This is a genomic window from Siminovitchia sp. FSL H7-0308 (genome assembly GCF_037980985.1).
Lineage (GTDB): Bacteria > Bacillota > Bacilli > Bacillales > Bacillaceae_C > Siminovitchia > Siminovitchia thermophila.
On record NZ_CP150282.1, the window covers coordinates 1,365,241 to 1,383,899 of the forward strand.

Below are 18,659 nucleotides of genomic sequence, written 5' to 3' on the forward strand. Positions count from 1 at the left end.
AGTTGTCAGCATGAACGATAAGGAGAATCTATATGAAATTTGGCTGCCATCTGTCTATACGAGACGGCTACCTAGGAGCTGCAAAACGAGCGTACGCAATGAATGCCGGCGCTTTTCAATACTTTCCGAAAAACCCCCGAAGTTTATCTGTAAAAGACTATCCCAAGGAAGATGCGGCATTATGTAACAACTTTTGCAAGGAAAATGGCCTATTATCCGTCAGCCACTCTCCTTATCCCACCAGCTTAACTCCGAACAATGAAAATAAACGTGAGCAAGTAACGGATTCATTATTAAATGACCTGGAAATTTCAGAGGCTTGCGGTTCAATTGGAGTTGTCGTTCATTTTGGCAAACCGGTTCCTCATCTGACCTTGCTTGAAAGCTATCAACTTATGATTGAAGTGCTGAATGATATTCTGAGCCGGTGGGATGGAACTGCCAAAATCCTGCTGGAAAACAACGCGGGCTTGCCTGGAACGATGGGAACTACGATAGAAGAGCACGTCCAAGTCCGAAAATTATGTGAGTATCCGGAAAAAATCGGGTTTTGTTTTGATACATGCCATGCGTTTTCCAGTGGATTGTGGGATGGAGAAAATTGGGATGACGTCTTGGAAAAAGGGCAGGAGCTTGGTTATTTCGACGAGTTGCAAGTCATTCATTTTAATAATTCCAAGTATGCCACTCGTGAAGGAAAAGACCGTCACGCTTCTATATTTGGGACTGGTTTCATAAAAGAGAATCAATTTGCCCAAATCGTAAAGACTCCGCAGTTGGCGGACATCCCCTTTATTTTGGAAACCCCTAAAGAGGAGATGTCACATGAAAAAGAAATAGAGTTATTACAAGACAAATGGGGTGATTGAAAAGCAAATTTTTCATTGTCACGGACAGACATTCATCATATGATTGAATGATGAAATAGAAAAAGGAGAAAGAAATGGACCGCGATTTTTTTCATGTCATCATGATTTTGCGGGAAACCTCCAATTGGTTGATGACATGATGATTGTAAGTTCAAAGTGGGGAATATACGCTTTTATCCTTACAGTCGTTCTAATTGCCGTTTTTAAAAAGCAGCGCTTGTACGGGGGTTACGGCATCATAGCGCTTGTTGCAGCCTTATTGATTAGCCGGATTTTAAAATATACGGCGAACCGAGAAAGACCTTTTATAGCGGAGGACGTACATATACTGTTTGAAAAATCCGCCCCTCCGTCGTCCCCCGAGTGACCAAGGGATTATTTGTGTTTGCCGCATTATGATGGATTGTTGCTCCCGAATGGAGAGGGCTCACGTTGAGCATGGCGTTATGAGTGGCTGTTTCCCGAGTTTAGGTGGGACATCATGATCCGTCGGACGTAGCGACGGGACTGATCATTGGCGGTATTTGCTTCTTTGTCATGTATCGTTGGAACCCATGGGACAAGCATAAAGTGAAACTTCATTCAGTAGGCGTTTTCTTCCATCTCTTACTGACTGTTAATTGAACGAATCGGGCATTTAGCTGCCGTTATCTCCCACTTAGACCTTTTTTGGATCAACTCAGGTCTTGAAGTGGTGGATATGGCACCTTACATGCGGGATAAAAAAGATTGATATTCACAATCACATATGAAGTTAAAAATCTCCAGCACCTAGTAGAGTAAGAGATTGTCTGTTTGGTGGGGAAATTGGCCGGAAAGGAGGCAGGTAAATTGATTTCCTTGCTTGATTCCGCAATCAGTATACACTCATTGATTTGGCTATTTCTTGTTGCTTTCATGCTTCATGATTTCGAAGAAATCATCCGGATCGAACCTTGGATGCGAAAATATTACGATCAGATTGAGCTTAAGATTCCTGAAAAGTTCCGTAAAGATGTTCAGTCGTTTTCACAAATCACTTCATCGCAGTTTGCGGTTGCCGTATGTATTGAGTTTATTGTGTTTGTTCCCTTTACCTTCATGGCGGCTGAAAAAGGACAGTATTTATTTTTCTTGGGTTTCAATACGGTGCTGTTGCTCCATGTATTCATGCATGTTGGGCAGGCGTTATATGTAAAAATGCTTGTCCCGGGTGTTGTTACGGCTGTCGGCATCACTTTACCCTATTCCGTTTATTTATTTTATCGATTACTTCATGAAAATGTCATTTCATTTACGGATATTTTGATCAGTTTTCCAATCGGATTGACATTAATGCCAATTGTCCTTATTGGGCACAAAGTGGGAAAGCGGCTCATTCCAGCGACTAAGTGAATTCCATCTCTTTATGAAGACGAGAAAGGAGAATCAGCTTACTATGAAAGACTTATCTCGAATCATTGATCAATTACCTGGGAGTGAGGCAAAGAACATATTGGTAAACATCATGTACCGGTTGGACCTGATGAAGGAATCTCCGGAAATTCAAGATGAAATGATCAAAGAGCTTTACTCCTTGTACGATGAGATTGTGGACGGATGTCAAAATGATTCGTACTTGGAGCGGGAATATGAAGCTGTCCATATTGCATGTGGAGAAGCTGCCGCAGGTTCGCTACGAGTAGGCTTAGACCACAAAAACAAAGTGATCGGCTTTCCTGATTTCTTTGCTGTGGGGCCGATATGGCAGCTTCATCGTGACGTCGGCCGTCAACACCGTTATGAGTGGCTGAAGAACCATATCCATATAGAGATGGATTATATGGAAGAAGAGTATAAGCAAAAATTTCTAAAAGCTCTCGAAGAAATCAAAGTTATCCCGGATCGTCTCCCCATTGTATTGTGGACGGCTGAAAATGCGGATGAACAAACGGGCATGCGGTACATCCTGTACTTATTGAAGGAAAAAGCAAATCCCGTTTTTCTCATCCATTCAACGCTAGCCTATAAGGAGCTATATGATACAGAGGAATATCAAAGTTTTCGTCTGCACACGGGAGAAATTGAACCGGAAAAACTGAAAGCCATTGATCACAAGATGCGGTCAAATGCGCTGAATGCGGAAAAAAGAAAAAGGTATGAAGGGGAATGGATGGCCCTTGCAGATACAAAAGAAGTATTGCGAATTTGGGAAAAGGGGCAAATAAAATCTGTAAGCGAACATTATTTTGATGCCTTTATAATAGAGTGTGCCCAAAAACTGCAAGCTGATCACGATCATTATGACTCTATATTATCAACGAGAGTGATCGGTGAAGTGCTGGGGAATTTGGATCAGAGCATAGGAGATGCTTTTTTGGAATACAGGCTCAGAACGCTTATTTACAAAGGGGTTTTTGAGATAAAAGAAGTCCCGAAAAGCATGAGGTTTTATAGTGTGAAATTAAGATGAAAGACCAAACAGTGTGAAAACCATTTGACAATGGTGGAAATCCGCTATAAAGTGAAAGTATATTAAATGATCGGAAGGGTGAACCAACTGAATGCTGAACTAATCCTATTTACGAAAACCTTTAATGGAAGGCGATTTTTAAACAGATGTATATCTCGTTTATTTATGTTGCCTTTAACAGCGTTTTCAGAATAGGATTGGTTTTTCTTAGTTGGGCCCAACAAGGGATTCATGTCTTTTTTTGTTGTCCGCCTATACTTTATGCCTCCTATTCTGAATTCGAATAGGGGGCGTTTTTTGTCCCCTGATCTTAGAGATTGGGGATGGTTACATGGCTTTATTAGAAGCACTCAATGTAAAGCATTATATCAAGGATCGTTTATTGCTGGATATAAAGCGGCTGGAAATTCAGGAGAATGATCGGATTGGCCTCGTTGGACGAAATGGCAGCGGAAAGACCACTCTATTGAACGTGTTGTCGGGAAAACTGGTTCCGGATCAAGGGACAGTGATCCGGCATGTGACGAGTGAACTGTTACCGCAGCTAAAACGAACAGATACTACGAAAAGCGGGGGAGAAGTGACGCAGGAATATATTCAAGAAACGCTAATCAAGGGACCTAACATCTTATTTGCTGATGAACCGACAACAAATCTTGATACGGAGCATATCGAATGGGTTGAAAAAAAACTGGCTGAATGGCCGGGCGCTTTTGTGATTGTATCCCATGACCGGGCATTTTTGGATGCGCTTTGCACGACCATATGGGAAATCAATGAGGGGCAGATCAAAGAATATACCGGTCATTATTCTGATTATGAAAAGCAAAAAGAATGGGAGCATCGTCAACATAAGCTCGCTTATGAAAAATATGAAGAAAAGAAAAAGCAGTTGGAAGAAGCGTTGAAAGCCAAAGAAAGAAAAGCCGAAAAAGCAACGAAAGCACCAAAAAAGGTCAGCAAATCAGAGGCGAAAATAACGGGCGCGAAACCATATTTTGCCAAAAAACAAAAGAAGCTGCAAAAGACGGCAAAGGCCATTACAACGAGGTTGGAAAAGCTTGAAAAAGTCGAGAAAATGAGAGAGCTTCCTCCACTTAAAATGGGTTTGCCCAATGAAGAGTCATTCAAAGACCGGATTATGATTCGGGTAGAGAATGTAACAGGTACCATAGATGACCGCCTTCTTTGGAACAAAGCGAGCTTTCATATTCGCGGTGGAGATAAGGTCGCGATTATCGGTCCCAACGGCAGTGGAAAAACCACTTTTGTGAAAAAGTTGATCCATCAAGAAAAGGGGATCACTGTTTCTCCAGCCGTGAAGATCGGCTATTTCAGCCAGAACTTACATATATTGAATGTTGATAACTCGATATTGGAAAACGTTAGTTCCACTTCCAATCAGGATGAAACATTTATTCGGACCGTATTGGCAAGATTGCATTTTTTTCGGGAGGATGTTCATAAGCCGGTTGCAGCTTTGAGTGGTGGAGAGCGTGTCAAGGCAGCGCTCGCCAAAATATTTGTGAGCGCCAGCAATACATTGGTATTGGATGAACCGACAAACTTTCTCGATATCGAAGCCGTCGGCGCGTTAGAATCGCTGTTACAAGAATATGAGGGAACCGTCATTTTTGTCTCTCATGACCGCCGGCTGATTGAAAAGGTCGCCACTCGGATAATGGTGATTCGCGATGGAAAGCTTGACATGTTTGAGGGAACGTATAGACAATATGCAGCGGATAAACGTGAAAAAACACGAGATGCAAAGGCCGATCGGCTTCTCGTACTGGAAACGAAAATATCAGAAGTGCTTAGTCGTTTGAGCGTTGAACCGAATGAAGAGTTGGAAAAAGAATTCCAAAAGCTTGTAAAAGAAAAAAGAACATTAGAGTAATCATTCAACAAACAGAATCCATTTCGAAAAAGGCCAAATGGATTCTGTTTGTTATTTTACATTCAACGTAGAAATTTCATCTCAATCTGCCAATCGTATTACTCATAAGGTGGCGCCCAGCGGAGTGTTTTCATACATTATCTTACAGCTTCAAGACCATTCTCACTGTCTTTAAAATATGTCCGTCAAACTTCTCAGCGAATTCTGTGACAGTCGTAAATCCTTTTGCTTTGTAAAATGCTATTCCGGAATCGTTCTCCTTTTCAACGTTTACAAATATGTTTTGCGCATCGTTTAAGTGTTTAATCCCTTCGTTGAGCAAGGCTGTTCCCAGCCCATTGCTTTGGTGAGCAGGATCAATATATATTGCTGTAAGTTCCGCATGGCCATTTTCTTGTACAGGAGAAAAGCCGGCAAAACCAACTATTTTTTCGCCAACTTCCGAAACGAACATCATGGATCTTGCCAACCGTTTATTCAGCATCGCATCACTATATGCGAACTCCAAGAACCTTTCTTGTATTTCTGATGGTATGATTCCTTCGTATGTATGATTCCAGCTTGTTTTGGCGACTTGCCGGACTTGCGGTATATCGCTTTTTTGCATTTTCCGGACATAAAATGGCAATTAGATCACTCTTTCGAGTTTGAATTGTAAAATAGTCGGAAAAAACGCCGCTCGATCAGAATGTAGAAGTTTCTATGGACAATATAGCATATTTTTTCATGAGCGGGGAGCTTGTTATATAAAACTCGCATGCCGGATAGGAGCTATATGTAATGGAGGAAGAAGTCGAGCAATTTAGCTGTATTGAAAGGAAGTCTGACTGATTTTCGAAACAGTTGTTTTTGGCGCAGAGGTGATTATTGGTCGATTGATGGAAACGCTCGTAATGACTACAGCAAATATCAGTATTGAGAGGAGGGTTTATGAAATTAGTTGACGGGCTTTTTCAACATCTTGGAACAAGCTTTTTACAGTAAAGACAAAGGCCTTCTTCCGGAAGAATTTTTAGAGCGAAGGACAATATAAGAAATGGGAGGGGCAAAAACCGAAATAAAAATATACTTAACTGTTGAAATATATTAAAAACGGTGATATTATTCAAGAACTACATATTTTTGCAGAAAAATAAGGGCGCTCTAAACAGGAAAGAACGTTATGAAGGAGGAATGGACAATGTTTGTACGTGCTGAAAACTTTGAAGCAGCTAATTCCATATATTGTCCATACTTGTTTTCTGCATTACTGTAATTTTCACCAACACAAACGGTATGGAAAAATTCTATACCCATTTGGAGATGCATACTCTGTTAGGGTATGCGTTTTTTTGTTGCCATTTAAAAATATCTTGAAAAAGGAGTAGATGGAAATGTTCTGCAAACAAAAAAGGTTGAGATATGAAAAGTTGTTGCTTGATAGCGGTTAGCCATAGGTACTGAAACGGAAAGAAGGGTTTATATATGTTTGGTGTATTAGGAAAATTGGGATGGTTCTTTCAACGGTATTGGGTGCAGTATTCGATCGCTATTGTACTCCTCATTATTACGAGTGCACTAGAAGTCATTCCACCGTATTTACTTGGTAACATCATCGACATTTTAACGGCCGGAGAAATGACGAAAGCGATATTGGGTAAATATATGCTGATATTCGCTGTGATCATTATCGGTGGTTACGTTTTGAATTTTGTTTGGGAATATGGGTTATTTGAGGGCGCCATCAATTTGGAAAAGATCATGCGCCGCAAATTAATGATTCATTTTTTAAGAATGTCTCCGCCTTTTTACGAAAAATACCGAACCGGTGACTTGATGGCACGCGCGACAAATGATTTGAATGCTGTATCTTTAACAGCAGGTTTTGGAATTATGACTCTGATAGACGCCACTATTTATTTGGGTGCGATTATTTTGGCGATGGGTTTCATGATTTCATGGAAATTAACGTTATTTGCAATGCTGCCGGTGCCTGTTATGGCCATATTCATCCAATATTTTGGCCGGCTTATACATGAACGGTATATAGAAGCACAGGATGCGTTTGGGGAAATGAATGACAGCGTTTTGGAATCCGTGGCGGGTGTGCGTGTGATTCGTGCCTATGTGCAAGAGAAAAACGATGAAACAAGATTTGGCAATATGAGTGAAAAGGTATACGAAAAAAATATGCAAGCCGCCAAAATCAATGCTTTATTCGGTCCCATAACGAGGTTGGGAACAGGGGTCAGCTATATCATTTCGCTTGGATACGGTGCATTCTTAATAGCAAATGGTGAAATGACGGTTGGGCAGCTTGTCACATTTAACGTATATTTGGGGCTTGCCGTGTGGCCTATATTCGCCTTCGCCGAATTGGTCAATGTGATGCAACAAGGAAATGCTTCGCTTGATCGTGTGAACGCCATCCTTGACTATAAAGCAGACATTCAAAATCGGAGAAATCCTATACGGGTGACGGAACCCCATACGATTCGTTTTGATGAGTTGGCGTTTCAGTATCCGACGAGCCAAGTGAAAAATTTGCAGGAAATTACCATGTCTCTAAAAAAAGGAGAGACACTTGGCATTGTCGGAAAAACAGGTGCCGGGAAAACAACTTTACTCAGGCAGCTGCTGCGGGAATATCCTTTTGGCGATGGACAATTATCAATTAATGGAGTAGAGATAACGGCACAACGAAAAGAGCAGATTCTGGATTGGATCGGGTATGTGCCGCAGGATCATGTGTTGTTTTCACGCACTATCCGGGAAAATATTTTATTCGGCAAAGAAGATGCAACAGAAGCCGATTTGCAAAAAGCTATTCGTCTAGCTTCCTTTGAAAAGGATTTGGAACAGCTTCCGATGGGTCTTGAAACGCTTGTAGGAGAAAAAGGGATTTCGTTGTCAGGGGGGCAAAAGCAGCGTGTGTCTATTGCTCGCGCCTTGATTAAAGATCCGGAAATATTGATTCTCGATGATTCGCTTTCGGCTGTTGATGCCAATACAGAAGCTGGCATTATCAAAAACATTCAAAATGAACGCAAAGGCAAGACAACCATCATTACGACACATCGTCTATCAAGCATACAACATGCCAATCATATTATCGTCCTTGATGAAGGGCGGATCATCGAGCAAGGGTCTCATGATGAGTTGATTCAGCAAGAAGGCTGGTATCAAGATCAATTTGTCCGCCAGCAGCTGGAAGGAGGCGGCTCATGAGTACGAGTAAACGATTGACAACATATGCCATGCAATATAAGCGACCTATTTTTCTGGGGCTGCTTTTCTTGACGGCAGCCGTTTTTACAGAACTGTCCGGCCCATTTATCGCAAAGTATATCATTGATGAACATATGACGATGGGAACCATTGCCATAGAGCCGATTGCTTGGCTGCTTTGTCTCTATTTGTTATTGTCTATCGCCACAGCGGTTTTGCGTTACTTTATGTTTGTTTTTTTGCAAAAGGGAGCCAATCGTGTTGTACAAAAGCTGCGTCAAGATGTGTTTGGACATATGCAAACATTGCCGATTCAATATTTTGATCATCTTCCTGCCGGTAAAATAGTGGCGCGTGTGACAAATGATACAGAGGCAGTCAGAAACTTATATGTCCAGGTTCTTTCCAATTTTGTGACAGGGCTCATTTCGATCGCCGGTGTGTATGTGGCCTTGTTTATTTTAAATTGGAAAATGGCGATGATTGCTTTGACGTTGGTCCCGATCATCTACCTATGGATGATTTTATATAGAAGATATGCTGCGGGATATAACAAGGTGATTCGCTCAAAAATTGCCGATCTGAATGCGATGATGAATGAATCTATACAAGGAATGGCCATTATCCAAGCCTTTCGGCGAGAAAAACAAATGACAAGCGAATTTGATGAGATGAACGAGGAACATTATGCGTATCAGCGAAAATTATTGGTTTTGGATTCGGCTACGTCTTTTAACTTGGTAGGTGCGATCCGTTTGCTCATGTTTGCGATTTTCATTTTTTACTTTGGAACTCAATCAATTACGACAGGGGCAGTCGTCACGGCAGGCACTTTATATGCTTTTGTGGATTATTTAACAAAGTTATTTAATCCCATTACGAATATCGTCAATCAATTCTCACAGCTTGAACGCTCCCTCGTTGCCGCAAGCCGTGTATTTGAAGTATTGGACATAAACGGGGAAGAAGTCTCGCGGGAAACCGTGCCAAGATACGAAGGGCGTGTCACTTTTAAAGATGTTTCATTTGCATATAAAGACGATGAATACGTTTTGAAAAATATTTCTTTCGAAGCAGACCGTGGCGAAACTGTGGCATTTGTGGGCCATACAGGATCCGGAAAAAGTTCGATTATGAATCTGTTGCTTCGTTTTTACGATCCGTCGAAAGGGAAAATTAGTATTGACGGGATAGACATCACAACAGTCCCGAGACAGGCGATACGGAAGCATATGGCTATTGTTTTGCAAGATCCATACTTATTTACAGGGACTGTATACTCTAATATCAGCTTACATGACCCGCGAATCACTCGGGAAAAAGCGGCAGAAGCGTTGAGAGCAGTCGGCGGCGAACGTGTACTTGGCCATCTAAAAAAAGGGCTGGATGAACCAGTGGTGGAAAAAGGAAGTACGCTATCTTCCGGGCAGCGCCAACTCATTTCATTTGCCCGGGCGCTTGCTTTTGATCCGGCGATTTTAATATTGGATGAGGCAACATCCAATATTGATACGGAGACAGAAGAAGTCATCCAACACGCGATGGAAGTTCTAAAGAAAGGACGGACAACATTCATGATTGCCCACCGTCTTTCCACCATTAAAAATGCCGACCGTATTCTTGTGTTGGAACGTGGCAGCATGAAAGAACAGGGAACGCACGAGGAACTACTGAGGTTGGGCGGTATTTACAATCAAATGTATCAAATGCAGGCGAAATCGCTGAAAGGAAAAATAAGTGTGTAAATGAGATTACTTTGGTCGTTTAACCATCAGATTCTAATAACTGTTTCTTCCAAGAAACATAACATTGAAGAGCGCTGAAGCAAGCTTAACTAAAGCGAACGTTTGAATGCCTCCATGACCTATCATAAAGCGGACTGATATTGACAGTAAAAAGTTCAATTTAGCCTAAATGCATGAAATATAAAGCCCAAGATTGTTGATTTTACAGCATTCTTGGGTTTGTTTTTAAAATTATTACTTTTAGGATATCCTCTTTTTCTTTCTAATATAAGGAAAACATGCACTTCATTTATATCGATAAATACGATATAATCTGAATGAGCGATATAGTGAGGAGGGTTTTGTATGTTGGAAGAACTAAACCGATACTTTACCGATATTTATTTCCATTTACATGCTGCGCATGAAGAAACGATTTCTCACCAAAGTATTCGGATTTTACAATTCGCGCAGAAAAAGCAATCCGTCATGATTCGTGATATTGCCGAGTATTTATCGATATCACATAATACAGCTTCTGAACATGTCAAAAAATTAGTAAGCAATGGCTGGTTGTATAAAGAGAGAGCGGAGCAAGATCAGCGAAAGGTATACATACATTTAACAGATCGCGGTTCTTCCATATTAAAAAAGAATACAGAATTGGATGAGGTAAAACTTCAGGCTGCGCTAAGCCGCTTATCCGTCTTTGAAAGAAAAAAGGTGGTTGAAGCATTTCGGATATTAAGCGAGGTCTCAAAATAAATGTTTTTCGTGATAAAAATAATCAGTTCGGCAGTTATTATCGGCATTGTAACAGAGCTGGCTAGACGATTCCCGTTATACGGCGGAATGCTTGCTGCCCTTCCCTTAATCAGTCTGTTAAGTATCATTTGGTTGAAAATCGAAGGGGAGTCTCTTCAGGGCATTTCCAAGTTTACTCTTGGGGTTCTAGCAGGTTTTCCGGCGACAATTATAATGTTATGCGTGGTATTTGGTCTCTTAAAGCAGTCCCTTCATTTAGGTATAGCAATTGGGGTGGGAATGATTGCTTGGGCGCTATGTTTAATCGTTCAAGATTTTATTGTAAAAGGGTTTATTTCATAAGCTTTTTAAAAAAGAACAGGATGGCGTAAATCACCCTGTTCTTTGACTTTTAATCATTTATATAAAAGATCCTTGTTTCCCTTGTGACTTTGCCAGCCTTGTTTGCTGCTTCAAAGGTCACAACGTGGAATCTTTCTTTCAAAGCCTCATGTAGCTGCAGTGACATGGTAGAATGTTGCCGATCAAAAACAGGTTTGTAAGGAATACCGTCAACAATAACGCGAAAGCTGCTTTCATCTGCTTTGGCCCCTTTTTCTGCTGTCACTTTTGCAGAAAGAAGCGGTGTTCTCTCCTGGATGATTTCACCCATTTCGTATTCTGGTGTAATGGTAAGCCCTCTCCCAACTTTTGCGGGGTCATGATCGGCAGTTTTTTCTACTACCTTTAACACACGAAGCATATTTTTGCCAAGAATTTTTTCTATGTCTTGCTTCGTATAACCTCTTTTTACTAATTCCTCTGTTAGCTTTGGCAGTTGGGATGAATCTTGGAGGTCTTCCGGCAGAGAAGCACCGTCAAAATCAGATCCAAGACCGACATGATCCACTCCGATTACATTCACGACATGATCAATATGATCAACGATATCTTTTACATAAGCCTGCGAATTGTTGGTCAAAAATACCGGATAAAATACGATATTAATGACTCCGCCATTTTTTTTCAACGCCCGTAATTGATGATCCGAAAGGTTCCGCTGGTGATCTTTTAATGCTTTCACACCCGAATGAGAGGCGATTATAGGCGCTTTGGAAACTTTGATGACATCCCAGAAAGTACTTTCAGCCATATGGGAAACATCAATCAACATCCCTAAGCGGTTCATTTCCCGGGCAACGTCCGACCCGAGTTCTGTTAGTCCTCCTTCGGAGGGCGTTTTGTCCGGATCATTGTATTCCCTGTTGGCTCCTTCACCCAAATCATTGGAATAATTCCATGTAAATCCGATCGCTTTGATACCCAAATCATCATATTGACGCAAAAGTTCGATCGCATTATTCTTATCCATGGAATAAGCGCCCTCTATCGTTGGGACGGCTGCGATGTTGTTATCGCGAACCGCTTTCATGATTTCTTTATACGTTGAAGAAATTTGAAATGTGTCCGGATTGTTTTTCTCCGTCCAATACAATGCATTGATCAGGGCGAGCGTTCTGCTGATACTGCGAGGAGTGTTATTGTAATAGCCGGATGTATATGCCGCAAAAAATGGAACATGGAGGCCTCCTGTCTGAAGCTTTGGTATATCTACCTCAAAAGGTGTATTCTGTCCAATATTCACGCTCGGAAGCCATGTTTCCGGGTCGATGACCTTACTCATTGTATCGCTATGGCCATCAGTAATGATAGAATCAAAATGAATATCGTGCGGTGAATCGGACTTCGCCAAAGCTACGGGAGCCTGAAAGAGGACAAGAAGAACTGTTGCTACGAGGTAAAGCAGCTTTTTTTTCAAAATAAACCCTCCTTTTAAGAATTATTCTACTATTCTAAAATATATATGGGAATAGGACGAAGGATTGGTTTTAGAGCGCCAAAAAAGCCTGGCGGGTCAAAAGGAACCTTTCTAATGATTATTCGTAGAAATAGATAAAGATTCGAAAGGGTGATTGCTTTGCTATGTGGATGTGATCATGGAAAAACAACTGAATTAAAAATAGAAGGAGATATAGGCGCAGATCCGGTATGGTGCCATCATTGTGGGATGAATTTGGAGTTAACAAAGATCCCGATTTCGCAAGAATTGGCCGGGCAACTGTCGGATTGGTGCGCCACTTATGGAGAATGGATTGACTGGGAGAAGGACCGTTTGAAGTGTAATGGTATCGAGCTTGAGGAAGCGCATAATCGAAAAGGGGCTTTATTAACAGAAAAAGTGAAACAGGAAGTCGGTAATGAGTATGTAGTCATATTTTCACCATCAACAAGTGCGCAGCTGTACAAAAGTATCATGGGCGGGCAGCGTGAAACATAAATGGTCGTGAACGATGCTTGAAAGCATAGCCGGCCACGGCTTCCGAATCAGGTTGTCCAGGTGTCATTGCATACATTTTATTCAAATAGTTTCAATAAGTTTATGAAGAATGGATCAGATGAAAATAACGGGGTTTTGAGGAATTGAAAAGAAAGATTCACCGATCGGAAAAAGTGCTTATAACGGGATCGGGTTTCATATTACTTTTTATGATATTTCATGACTGGTTGCCACTCGGGCCACTCAATGATGTTCAAGCAGTTGCCGCGACTCGTTCTACTGGAGAGTTGGTGATCATTACTTTATTCTGGACAGCCCAAATTATGCTGCTTATGGGAATCATATTATGTTTCATCGGCAAAACATATCCTTTTTCTGGGCCAAGTTATGGCTGATGATCCAGCGATCGCTGATCATGGCGGGGGTTCTCCTAGATTGGTGGATTCCTTATTTTTTTGGAATAGGTTCGGCAGATAGAGTAGAAAGCTATCAAGTCATGTTTGGTGAGACACATACTTTTTTGCCTGTTATGAATGGATCGTTCCTAATACCATCCATGTACTTTTTAACTCGACTTTGCTGATTTGTCTTATTTTGACTGTGTAAATCAGCTTTACCAATCAGAATAAATCGGCCATTCAAGCCGCACGCTACATACACAAGCAATAAGCCTTCAGTGCTGGTCCATCCTGTTATTTTGTTCGCGATTGTCAGACCAATGAGGATAGATGTTATTCTTCATTTCAAAAAGTGTTGACTATTTTTGAAATATTGATTATACTCTACACAAGTTAATAATTATTTTCTTATCGAGAGAGATGGAGGGACTGACCCGATGATATCTCAGCAACCAGCAATACGATTGCCCGGTGCTAATTTCAGAAGAATACGGAAGTATTCTAAAGATGAGAATGGATGGAAAAACATGCCCTTCTCTCATCTTTTTTGAGGAAGGGCTTTTTCAATTGAAAAATAGGATTTGGCCTACTAGTCAACTAGCGGCTCTCACTTTAAGGATTCCCTTAGTGAGAGCTTTTTTAATGGGCTAAACCAATATGTAGGAAAAGGGGATAGTTGGTATGGCACTTCATGTTCAAAAGAAAGAAACATATGGCGCAATTAGAGAACAATTAAGTGAAATCATTGATCGTGTTATTCGACCAAATGCTGATCGTCTCGATCGGGAAGGGGCTTTTCCGCTTGAAAATTTAAAAGTGCTGGGCCAAGAGGGTTGGAGCAGTATTTTTCTTCCAAAAGAGCTGGGCGGATTGGAGCTTGATTATGAGGCATTTGGCCTCATTGTTCAAGAAATTGCACAAGCATGTCCATCTACCGCGCTCGTCTATACGATGAACGTTGGAGCGGCCGCTATTATTTATCATTATGGCAACGAAGATCAATGGCATCGTTGGTTGAAGCCATTGCGTAAAGGAAAGTTCGGGACGATTGCCAATAGTGAAAGGGCATCAGGCGGCCAATACTGGCTCAGTCATAGCAGGGCCGAATGTAAGGGGGATGGGTATCTGCTGAATGCGGAAAAATCTTTTGTCACCAGCAGTGGTTATGCTGATTTTTATGTGTTGCTAACGAGGTCTCCTCATGCGGAAGTGTCTTATGACCTTTGTTACTTTATTGTGGATGCGAAACAGGACGGAATTGAAGCGGGTGTGTGGGATGCGCTTGGTGTGCGTGGAAATCATAGTTCTCCCGTTCGTTTTGATCAAATTTTTGTGCATAAACGTGACCGAATCGGTGAAGAAGGCACTGGAAAAACAATAGTCGAGAATAGCCATGTCTATTTATTTGGTTTGGGTGCTGCTTGGGTGGGCACAGCCATTGGCATTTTTCATGAGGCTGCTGCGCATGCGAAAAAATCTTCGGCAAAATATCAAACGATAAGAAATCAGCTTGCCTCGGCAAAGATATTGATCAACAGTTTATCCGCTTGGCAAAAGGATATTGCCGCCCGATTGAATGAATGGATTCAATTAGGCGCACCTCTTCCGAATGAATTACGGACACTGTTGTATCAGTTTAAAGTCCATGCTTCCGAGACGGCCAATCAAGTTGCGCAAATCTCCATGGATGTAGCCGGCGGATTTGGATATAAAAAAGGAACGTTGGAACGTCTATACCGGGATTCGCGTGCGGGCATTGTGATGGGCCCTTCTAACAATCTGGCAAAAGAATTAATCGGCAAGCAAATTGTCGGAGTGGAAACATCCCTTTGGCCTGAATATAACAATCAACAGCAAGGAGAGCGTAGAAAATGACCAGTAAAAAAATGTTATTAAATGCTTTTGTCATGAATTGCCCGGGAAATCAGTCTCCTGGATTGTGGCGGCATCCAGATGATCAATCCCATCGTTATACTGATTTGGAACAGTGGATAGAGTTGGCGAAAACGTTGGAAAAAGCCAAATTTGATGCTGTTTTTATAGCGGATGTGCTCGGTCACTATGATGTCTACGAAGGAACCAGGGATGCGGCGCTTCGGCAAGCCGTGCAATCACCCATCAATGACCCGCTTTTGATTATACCGGCCATGGCATCTGTCACAGAATATCTTGGATTTGGCGTAACCGCTTCGGTGACACATGAGAACCCGTATCCATTTGCCCGCCGGATGTCGACTTTGGATCATTTGACAAAAGGAAGAGTCGGCTGGAATATTGTCACTTCTTATTTGAAGAGTGCTTCATTGAACATTGGCTTGAAGAAACAGATTAAACATGATGAACGCTATGATATTGCCGAGGAATATTTGGAAGTATGTTACAAGTTATGGGAAGGCAGTTGGGAAGATGGTGCTGTTGTAAGGGATAGGGAAAGAAAAATGTTTGTCGATCCAGCCAAGGTTCATGATATTGATCATGATGGCCGTTACTTTCATATACCCGGCGCCCATTTATGTGAACCGTCACCACAGCGAACTCCCGTCATTTATCAGGCAGGCTTATCTCCGAGAGGAAGTGCCTTCGCCGCCAAGCATGCGGAAGGAGTATATATATCAGCTCCCGTCATTTCGATCGCCAAAAAATATGTTAATACGATTCGGAAGCAAGCGGAGCATTATGGAAGAAAAGGTGATGAAATCAAAATATTCAGCTTGTTTACGCCCATTGTTGGCAAAACACAAGTGGAAGCGGAAGCTAAATACAAAGATTATAAAAGTCACATTAGCCGGGAGGGGGCATTGAGTTTATTCAGCGGCTGGACCGGTATAGATCTTTCACAATACGATCCCGACGAACACCTGCAATTCATTGAAAATGACGCAATGCGTTCCAGGGTGGAGATTTTTACGAAAGCGGATCCTGATAAGCAATGGACTATAAATGAAATTGCTGAATTTGTAGGTATTGGCGGAATTGGTCCCGTTGTTGCAGGAACACCGGAAACGATTGCCGATGAGATGGAAAAGTGGGTAAATGAGGCTGGTGTGGATGGCTTTAATATCACATACACCGTCATGCCTGGTTCTTTCGAGGAATTTTCAGAGCTTGTTATACCTGTGTTGCAAGAGCGAGGATTGGTAAAAAAAGAATACGAACAGAAAACATTGCGCGGCCATTTATTTGGCTTTGACCAGTTGGCAAATCATCATCCGGGAAAACAATACTCATGGAAACACTTGTCCACACATCGCTCTTAAGAAAGTTGACTGGACGACTGGAGCCTCTTATGAAAACGAGTAAGAGGCTTTTTCTATTGTGACTTTATTCAATGATGAAGAGGCGGCAAATTGAATGAAACAATAAAGCATATATTTCATGTTTTTTTCTCGCATCATATAGTTGGGGAAAAACAAGAAATCAATATAGGAGCAACTGCTGTAGATTTCAAATAAATTTTACTGTTTAAAAAAGTTGCGCCGATTTGAAAAAGTTACTCATAGATAAAAAAGAAGGGGTTTCGGCTTACCTTATGGAACTAACAGGATAGCAGAGTGAATCTGCGAATAAATGTGGAAATGGTGATGAAAAAAAGCTGGCTCCAAATAGGGAGGAAGGTTAGATAAAAAAATGTTAAATAAATGATAATTTGGTTTATATCATCCACGAGCCCTCCATTTTGAATTTTCCATGTAAAGCCAACTATATATATCCGAGGGAAATGAAATGAGAAATGAACAAGAAATGATGGGGCTTATCATAAACATCGCCAAAGAAGATGAACGTATTCGGGCCGTCTATATGAACGGTTCAAGAACAAATCCGAATGTGCCAAAGGATATTTTCCAGGATTACGATGTTGTTTATGTTGTGACAGAAACAGTATCTTTTGTAAAAGATAAGACATGGGTAAATGCTTTTGGGGATTTAATCATGATGCAAGAACCTGACAAAAATGATTTCGGCGAGGAAATAGATTTTGATTTTACGAGCTCTTACGGATTTTTAATGCTCTTTACAGATGGAAATCGCATAGATCTCCGCATCCAAACAAAAGAAGTTGTATTTGAAGAGTATGGAAAAGATAAGCTCACTCTTCCCTTAATGGATAAAGATCATCTTTTACCGGCAATCCCTTATCCCACTGATATAGATTACCATGTCAAAAAGCCATCCCAAAGTGAATACGATAGTTATACAAACAATTTTTGGTGGTGTTTACAAAACGTTGCAAAAGGAATTTGGCGTGATGAGCTTCCGTATGCAAAGCATATGTTTGAATATACGATAAGAGAATCTTTGGATAAAATGGTTACTTGGTGGATTGGGACACAAGAAGATTTTCAAGTTTCAACAGGTAAATTTGGTACATATTTTAAAATATACCTTCCAGAATCATATTGGGAAATGTACCAAAAAACGTATGCTGATTCTGAATATACAAATATGTGGGAATCAATATTTGTTACTTGTGAATTGTTTAGAATCTTATCTAAAGATGTCGCTAAACACTTTCAATTCACTTATCCAATGAATGATGATAGAAACATGATTCAATATCTTAAACATGTTAGAGATTTACCTTCTGACGCAAAAGAAATATTTTAAGAAAACGGACGCACCCTGTTAATTATGGGGTGCTTACTCAATGAACGGGCGCTTACCATATCTCATGATCCGATTTTTGAGTGCTTGCTCAATATTGAATCGGCGCTTTGTCGACAAGGATGTCAAAAATGCTCACACTTTTTTATAAAGTGAAACATCATTCAGTAGGGCTTTTACTGAATGTTAGTTGAGCGAATCGGGCATGTAGGTGCCGTTTTCTCCCACTTAGACCTTTTGTATTCACTCAAGATTTTGAAGTGGTGTATATGCACCTTACATGCGGGATAAATAAGTAAATGTGTTACAATCATTAGAGCAGAATTGAACAATCTTGTCCTATTTCTCAAACAAGTTATTAGGAATTTGAATCAAACTTACTTCTAAAGCTACAGCTATAAGGAATTGATTTTTTGCGGTAACTGGGTTTTGTCCCATTTCCGGAGGTA

Annotated in this window: 16 protein-coding genes and 1 riboswitch; of the genes, 14 read left to right on the top strand and 2 right to left on the bottom strand. The window is 41.0% G+C overall.

What is annotated here, in order from left to right; translation table 11 throughout:
• Positions 1–32 precede the first annotated feature (32 nt).
• The 5 genes from MHB50_RS06370 to MHB50_RS06390 all read left to right on the top strand — a co-directional run bounded on the left by MHB50_RS06370 (position 33) and on the right by MHB50_RS06390 (position 5,197).
• The gene (locus MHB50_RS06370) at positions 33–869 is read left to right on the top strand and encodes a deoxyribonuclease IV (RefSeq protein WP_077110433.1); all 837 of its coding nucleotides are present in this window, start codon (positions 33–35) and stop codon (positions 867–869) included.
• A gap of 124 nt (positions 870–993) precedes the next feature.
• Positions 994–1,236 carry a hypothetical protein gene (locus MHB50_RS06375; RefSeq protein WP_139345586.1) on the top strand — a complete coding sequence of 81 codons (243 nt, stop codon included), beginning with the start codon at positions 994–996 and terminating at the stop codon, positions 1,234–1,236.
• Between the two features lie 431 nt (positions 1,237–1,667).
• Positions 1,668–2,243 carry an HXXEE domain-containing protein gene (locus MHB50_RS06380; protein WP_253191863.1) on the top strand — a complete coding sequence of 192 codons (576 nt, stop codon included), beginning with the start codon at positions 1,668–1,670 and terminating at the stop codon, positions 2,241–2,243.
• Between the two features lie 43 nt (positions 2,244–2,286).
• A complete protein-coding gene (locus MHB50_RS06385) occupies positions 2,287–3,300 on the top strand; it encodes a DUF1835 domain-containing protein (protein WP_077110437.1) in 1,014 nt (337 codons plus the stop codon).
• 331 nt (positions 3,301–3,631) lie between these two features.
• The gene (locus MHB50_RS06390) at positions 3,632–5,197 is read left to right on the top strand and encodes a Vga family ABC-F type ribosomal protection protein (protein ID WP_077110439.1); all 1,566 of its coding nucleotides are present in this window, start codon (positions 3,632–3,634) and stop codon (positions 5,195–5,197) included.
• 142 nt (positions 5,198–5,339) lie between these two features.
• On the opposite strand, the gene MHB50_RS06395 is transcribed toward MHB50_RS06390, so the two are convergent.
• Positions 5,340–5,825 carry a GNAT family N-acetyltransferase gene (locus tag MHB50_RS06395; RefSeq protein WP_339162723.1) on the bottom strand — a complete coding sequence of 162 codons (486 nt, stop codon included), beginning with the start codon at positions 5,823–5,825 and terminating at the stop codon, positions 5,340–5,342.
• Positions 5,826–6,661: 836 nt separating this feature from the next.
• Between MHB50_RS06395 and MHB50_RS06400 the strand changes: the two genes are divergently transcribed.
• The 4 genes from MHB50_RS06400 (at position 6,662) to MHB50_RS06415 (ending at position 11,235) form a co-directional block, all read left to right on the top strand.
• Entirely contained in the window at positions 6,662–8,404 is a 1,743-nt protein-coding gene (locus MHB50_RS06400; RefSeq protein ID WP_339162725.1) for an ABC transporter ATP-binding protein, read from the top strand.
• Complete coding sequence (locus MHB50_RS06405) at positions 8,401–10,149, top strand: ABC transporter ATP-binding protein (RefSeq protein WP_339162727.1); 1,749 nt, start codon at positions 8,401–8,403, stop codon at positions 10,147–10,149. The genes MHB50_RS06400 and MHB50_RS06405 overlap by 4 nt, the downstream gene beginning before the upstream one ends.
• Before the next feature lie 345 nt (positions 10,150–10,494).
• A complete protein-coding gene (locus tag MHB50_RS06410; protein ID WP_077110446.1) occupies positions 10,495–10,893 on the top strand; it encodes a MarR family transcriptional regulator in 399 nt (132 codons plus the stop codon).
• Positions 10,894–11,235 (top strand): DUF3147 family protein, encoded by a 342-nt coding sequence (locus tag MHB50_RS06415; RefSeq protein WP_077110448.1) that lies wholly within the window; start codon positions 10,894–10,896, stop codon positions 11,233–11,235. It begins immediately after the preceding gene.
• A gap of 49 nt (positions 11,236–11,284) precedes the next feature.
• Here the strand turns inward: MHB50_RS06415 and MHB50_RS06420 are convergent, their stop codons facing one another.
• Positions 11,285–12,691: a dipeptidase gene (locus tag MHB50_RS06420; RefSeq protein ID WP_077110450.1), complete on the bottom strand. Its 1,407-nt coding sequence runs from the start codon at positions 12,689–12,691 to the stop codon at positions 11,285–11,287.
• Positions 12,692–12,841: 150 nt separating this feature from the next.
• On the opposite strand from MHB50_RS06420, the gene MHB50_RS06425 reads away from it, so the two are divergent.
• The 5 genes from MHB50_RS06425 (at position 12,842) to MHB50_RS06445 (ending at position 18,213) form a co-directional block, all read left to right on the top strand.
• Entirely contained in the window at positions 12,842–13,210 is a 369-nt protein-coding gene (locus tag MHB50_RS06425) for a hypothetical protein (protein WP_321189661.1), read from the top strand.
• 143 nt (positions 13,211–13,353) lie between these two features.
• Positions 13,354–13,605: a hypothetical protein gene (locus tag MHB50_RS06430; RefSeq protein WP_339162733.1), complete on the top strand. Its 252-nt coding sequence runs from the start codon at positions 13,354–13,356 to the stop codon at positions 13,603–13,605.
• 408 nt (positions 13,606–14,013) lie between these two features.
• A riboswitch (SAM riboswitch) is annotated at positions 14,014–14,122 on the top strand.
• Between the two features lie 167 nt (positions 14,123–14,289).
• The gene (locus tag MHB50_RS06435) at positions 14,290–15,483 is read left to right on the top strand and encodes an acyl-CoA dehydrogenase family protein (protein WP_077110453.1); all 1,194 of its coding nucleotides are present in this window, start codon (positions 14,290–14,292) and stop codon (positions 15,481–15,483) included.
• Positions 15,480–16,865, top strand: a complete 1,386-nt coding sequence (locus MHB50_RS06440) for an LLM class flavin-dependent oxidoreductase (protein WP_077110455.1) — start codon at positions 15,480–15,482, stop codon at positions 16,863–16,865. Before MHB50_RS06435 ends, MHB50_RS06440 begins: the two co-directional genes overlap by 4 nt.
• A 466-nt stretch (positions 16,866–17,331) precedes the next feature.
• Entirely contained in the window at positions 17,332–18,213 is an 882-nt protein-coding gene (locus MHB50_RS06445) for an aminoglycoside 6-adenylyltransferase (protein ID WP_077110457.1), read from the top strand.
• Positions 18,214–18,659 lie beyond the last annotated feature (446 nt).

What these genes read in the sequence shown, in the direction of transcription:
- MHB50_RS06435 (WP_077110453.1), top strand. Translation starts at nt 14,290, where the DNA reads ATGGCACTTCATGTTCAAAAGAAAGAAACATATGGCGCAATTAGAGAA.
- MHB50_RS06410 (WP_077110446.1), top strand. Translation starts at nt 10,495, where the DNA reads ATGTTGGAAGAACTAAACCGATACTTTACCGATATTTATTTCCATTTA.
- MHB50_RS06400 (WP_339162725.1), top strand. Translation starts at nt 6,662, where the DNA reads ATGTTTGGTGTATTAGGAAAATTGGGATGGTTCTTTCAACGGTATTGG.
- MHB50_RS06370 (WP_077110433.1), top strand. Translation starts at nt 33, where the DNA reads ATGAAATTTGGCTGCCATCTGTCTATACGAGACGGCTACCTAGGAGCT.
- MHB50_RS06440 (WP_077110455.1), top strand. Translation starts at nt 15,480, where the DNA reads ATGACCAGTAAAAAAATGTTATTAAATGCTTTTGTCATGAATTGCCCG.
- MHB50_RS06405 (WP_339162727.1), top strand. Translation starts at nt 8,401, where the DNA reads ATGAGTACGAGTAAACGATTGACAACATATGCCATGCAATATAAGCGA.
- MHB50_RS06385 (WP_077110437.1), top strand. Translation starts at nt 2,287, where the DNA reads ATGAAAGACTTATCTCGAATCATTGATCAATTACCTGGGAGTGAGGCA.
- MHB50_RS06415 (WP_077110448.1), top strand. Translation starts at nt 10,894, where the DNA reads ATGTTTTTCGTGATAAAAATAATCAGTTCGGCAGTTATTATCGGCATT.
- MHB50_RS06390 (WP_077110439.1), top strand. Translation starts at nt 3,632, where the DNA reads ATGGCTTTATTAGAAGCACTCAATGTAAAGCATTATATCAAGGATCGT.
- MHB50_RS06445 (WP_077110457.1), top strand. Translation starts at nt 17,332, where the DNA reads ATGAGAAATGAACAAGAAATGATGGGGCTTATCATAAACATCGCCAAA.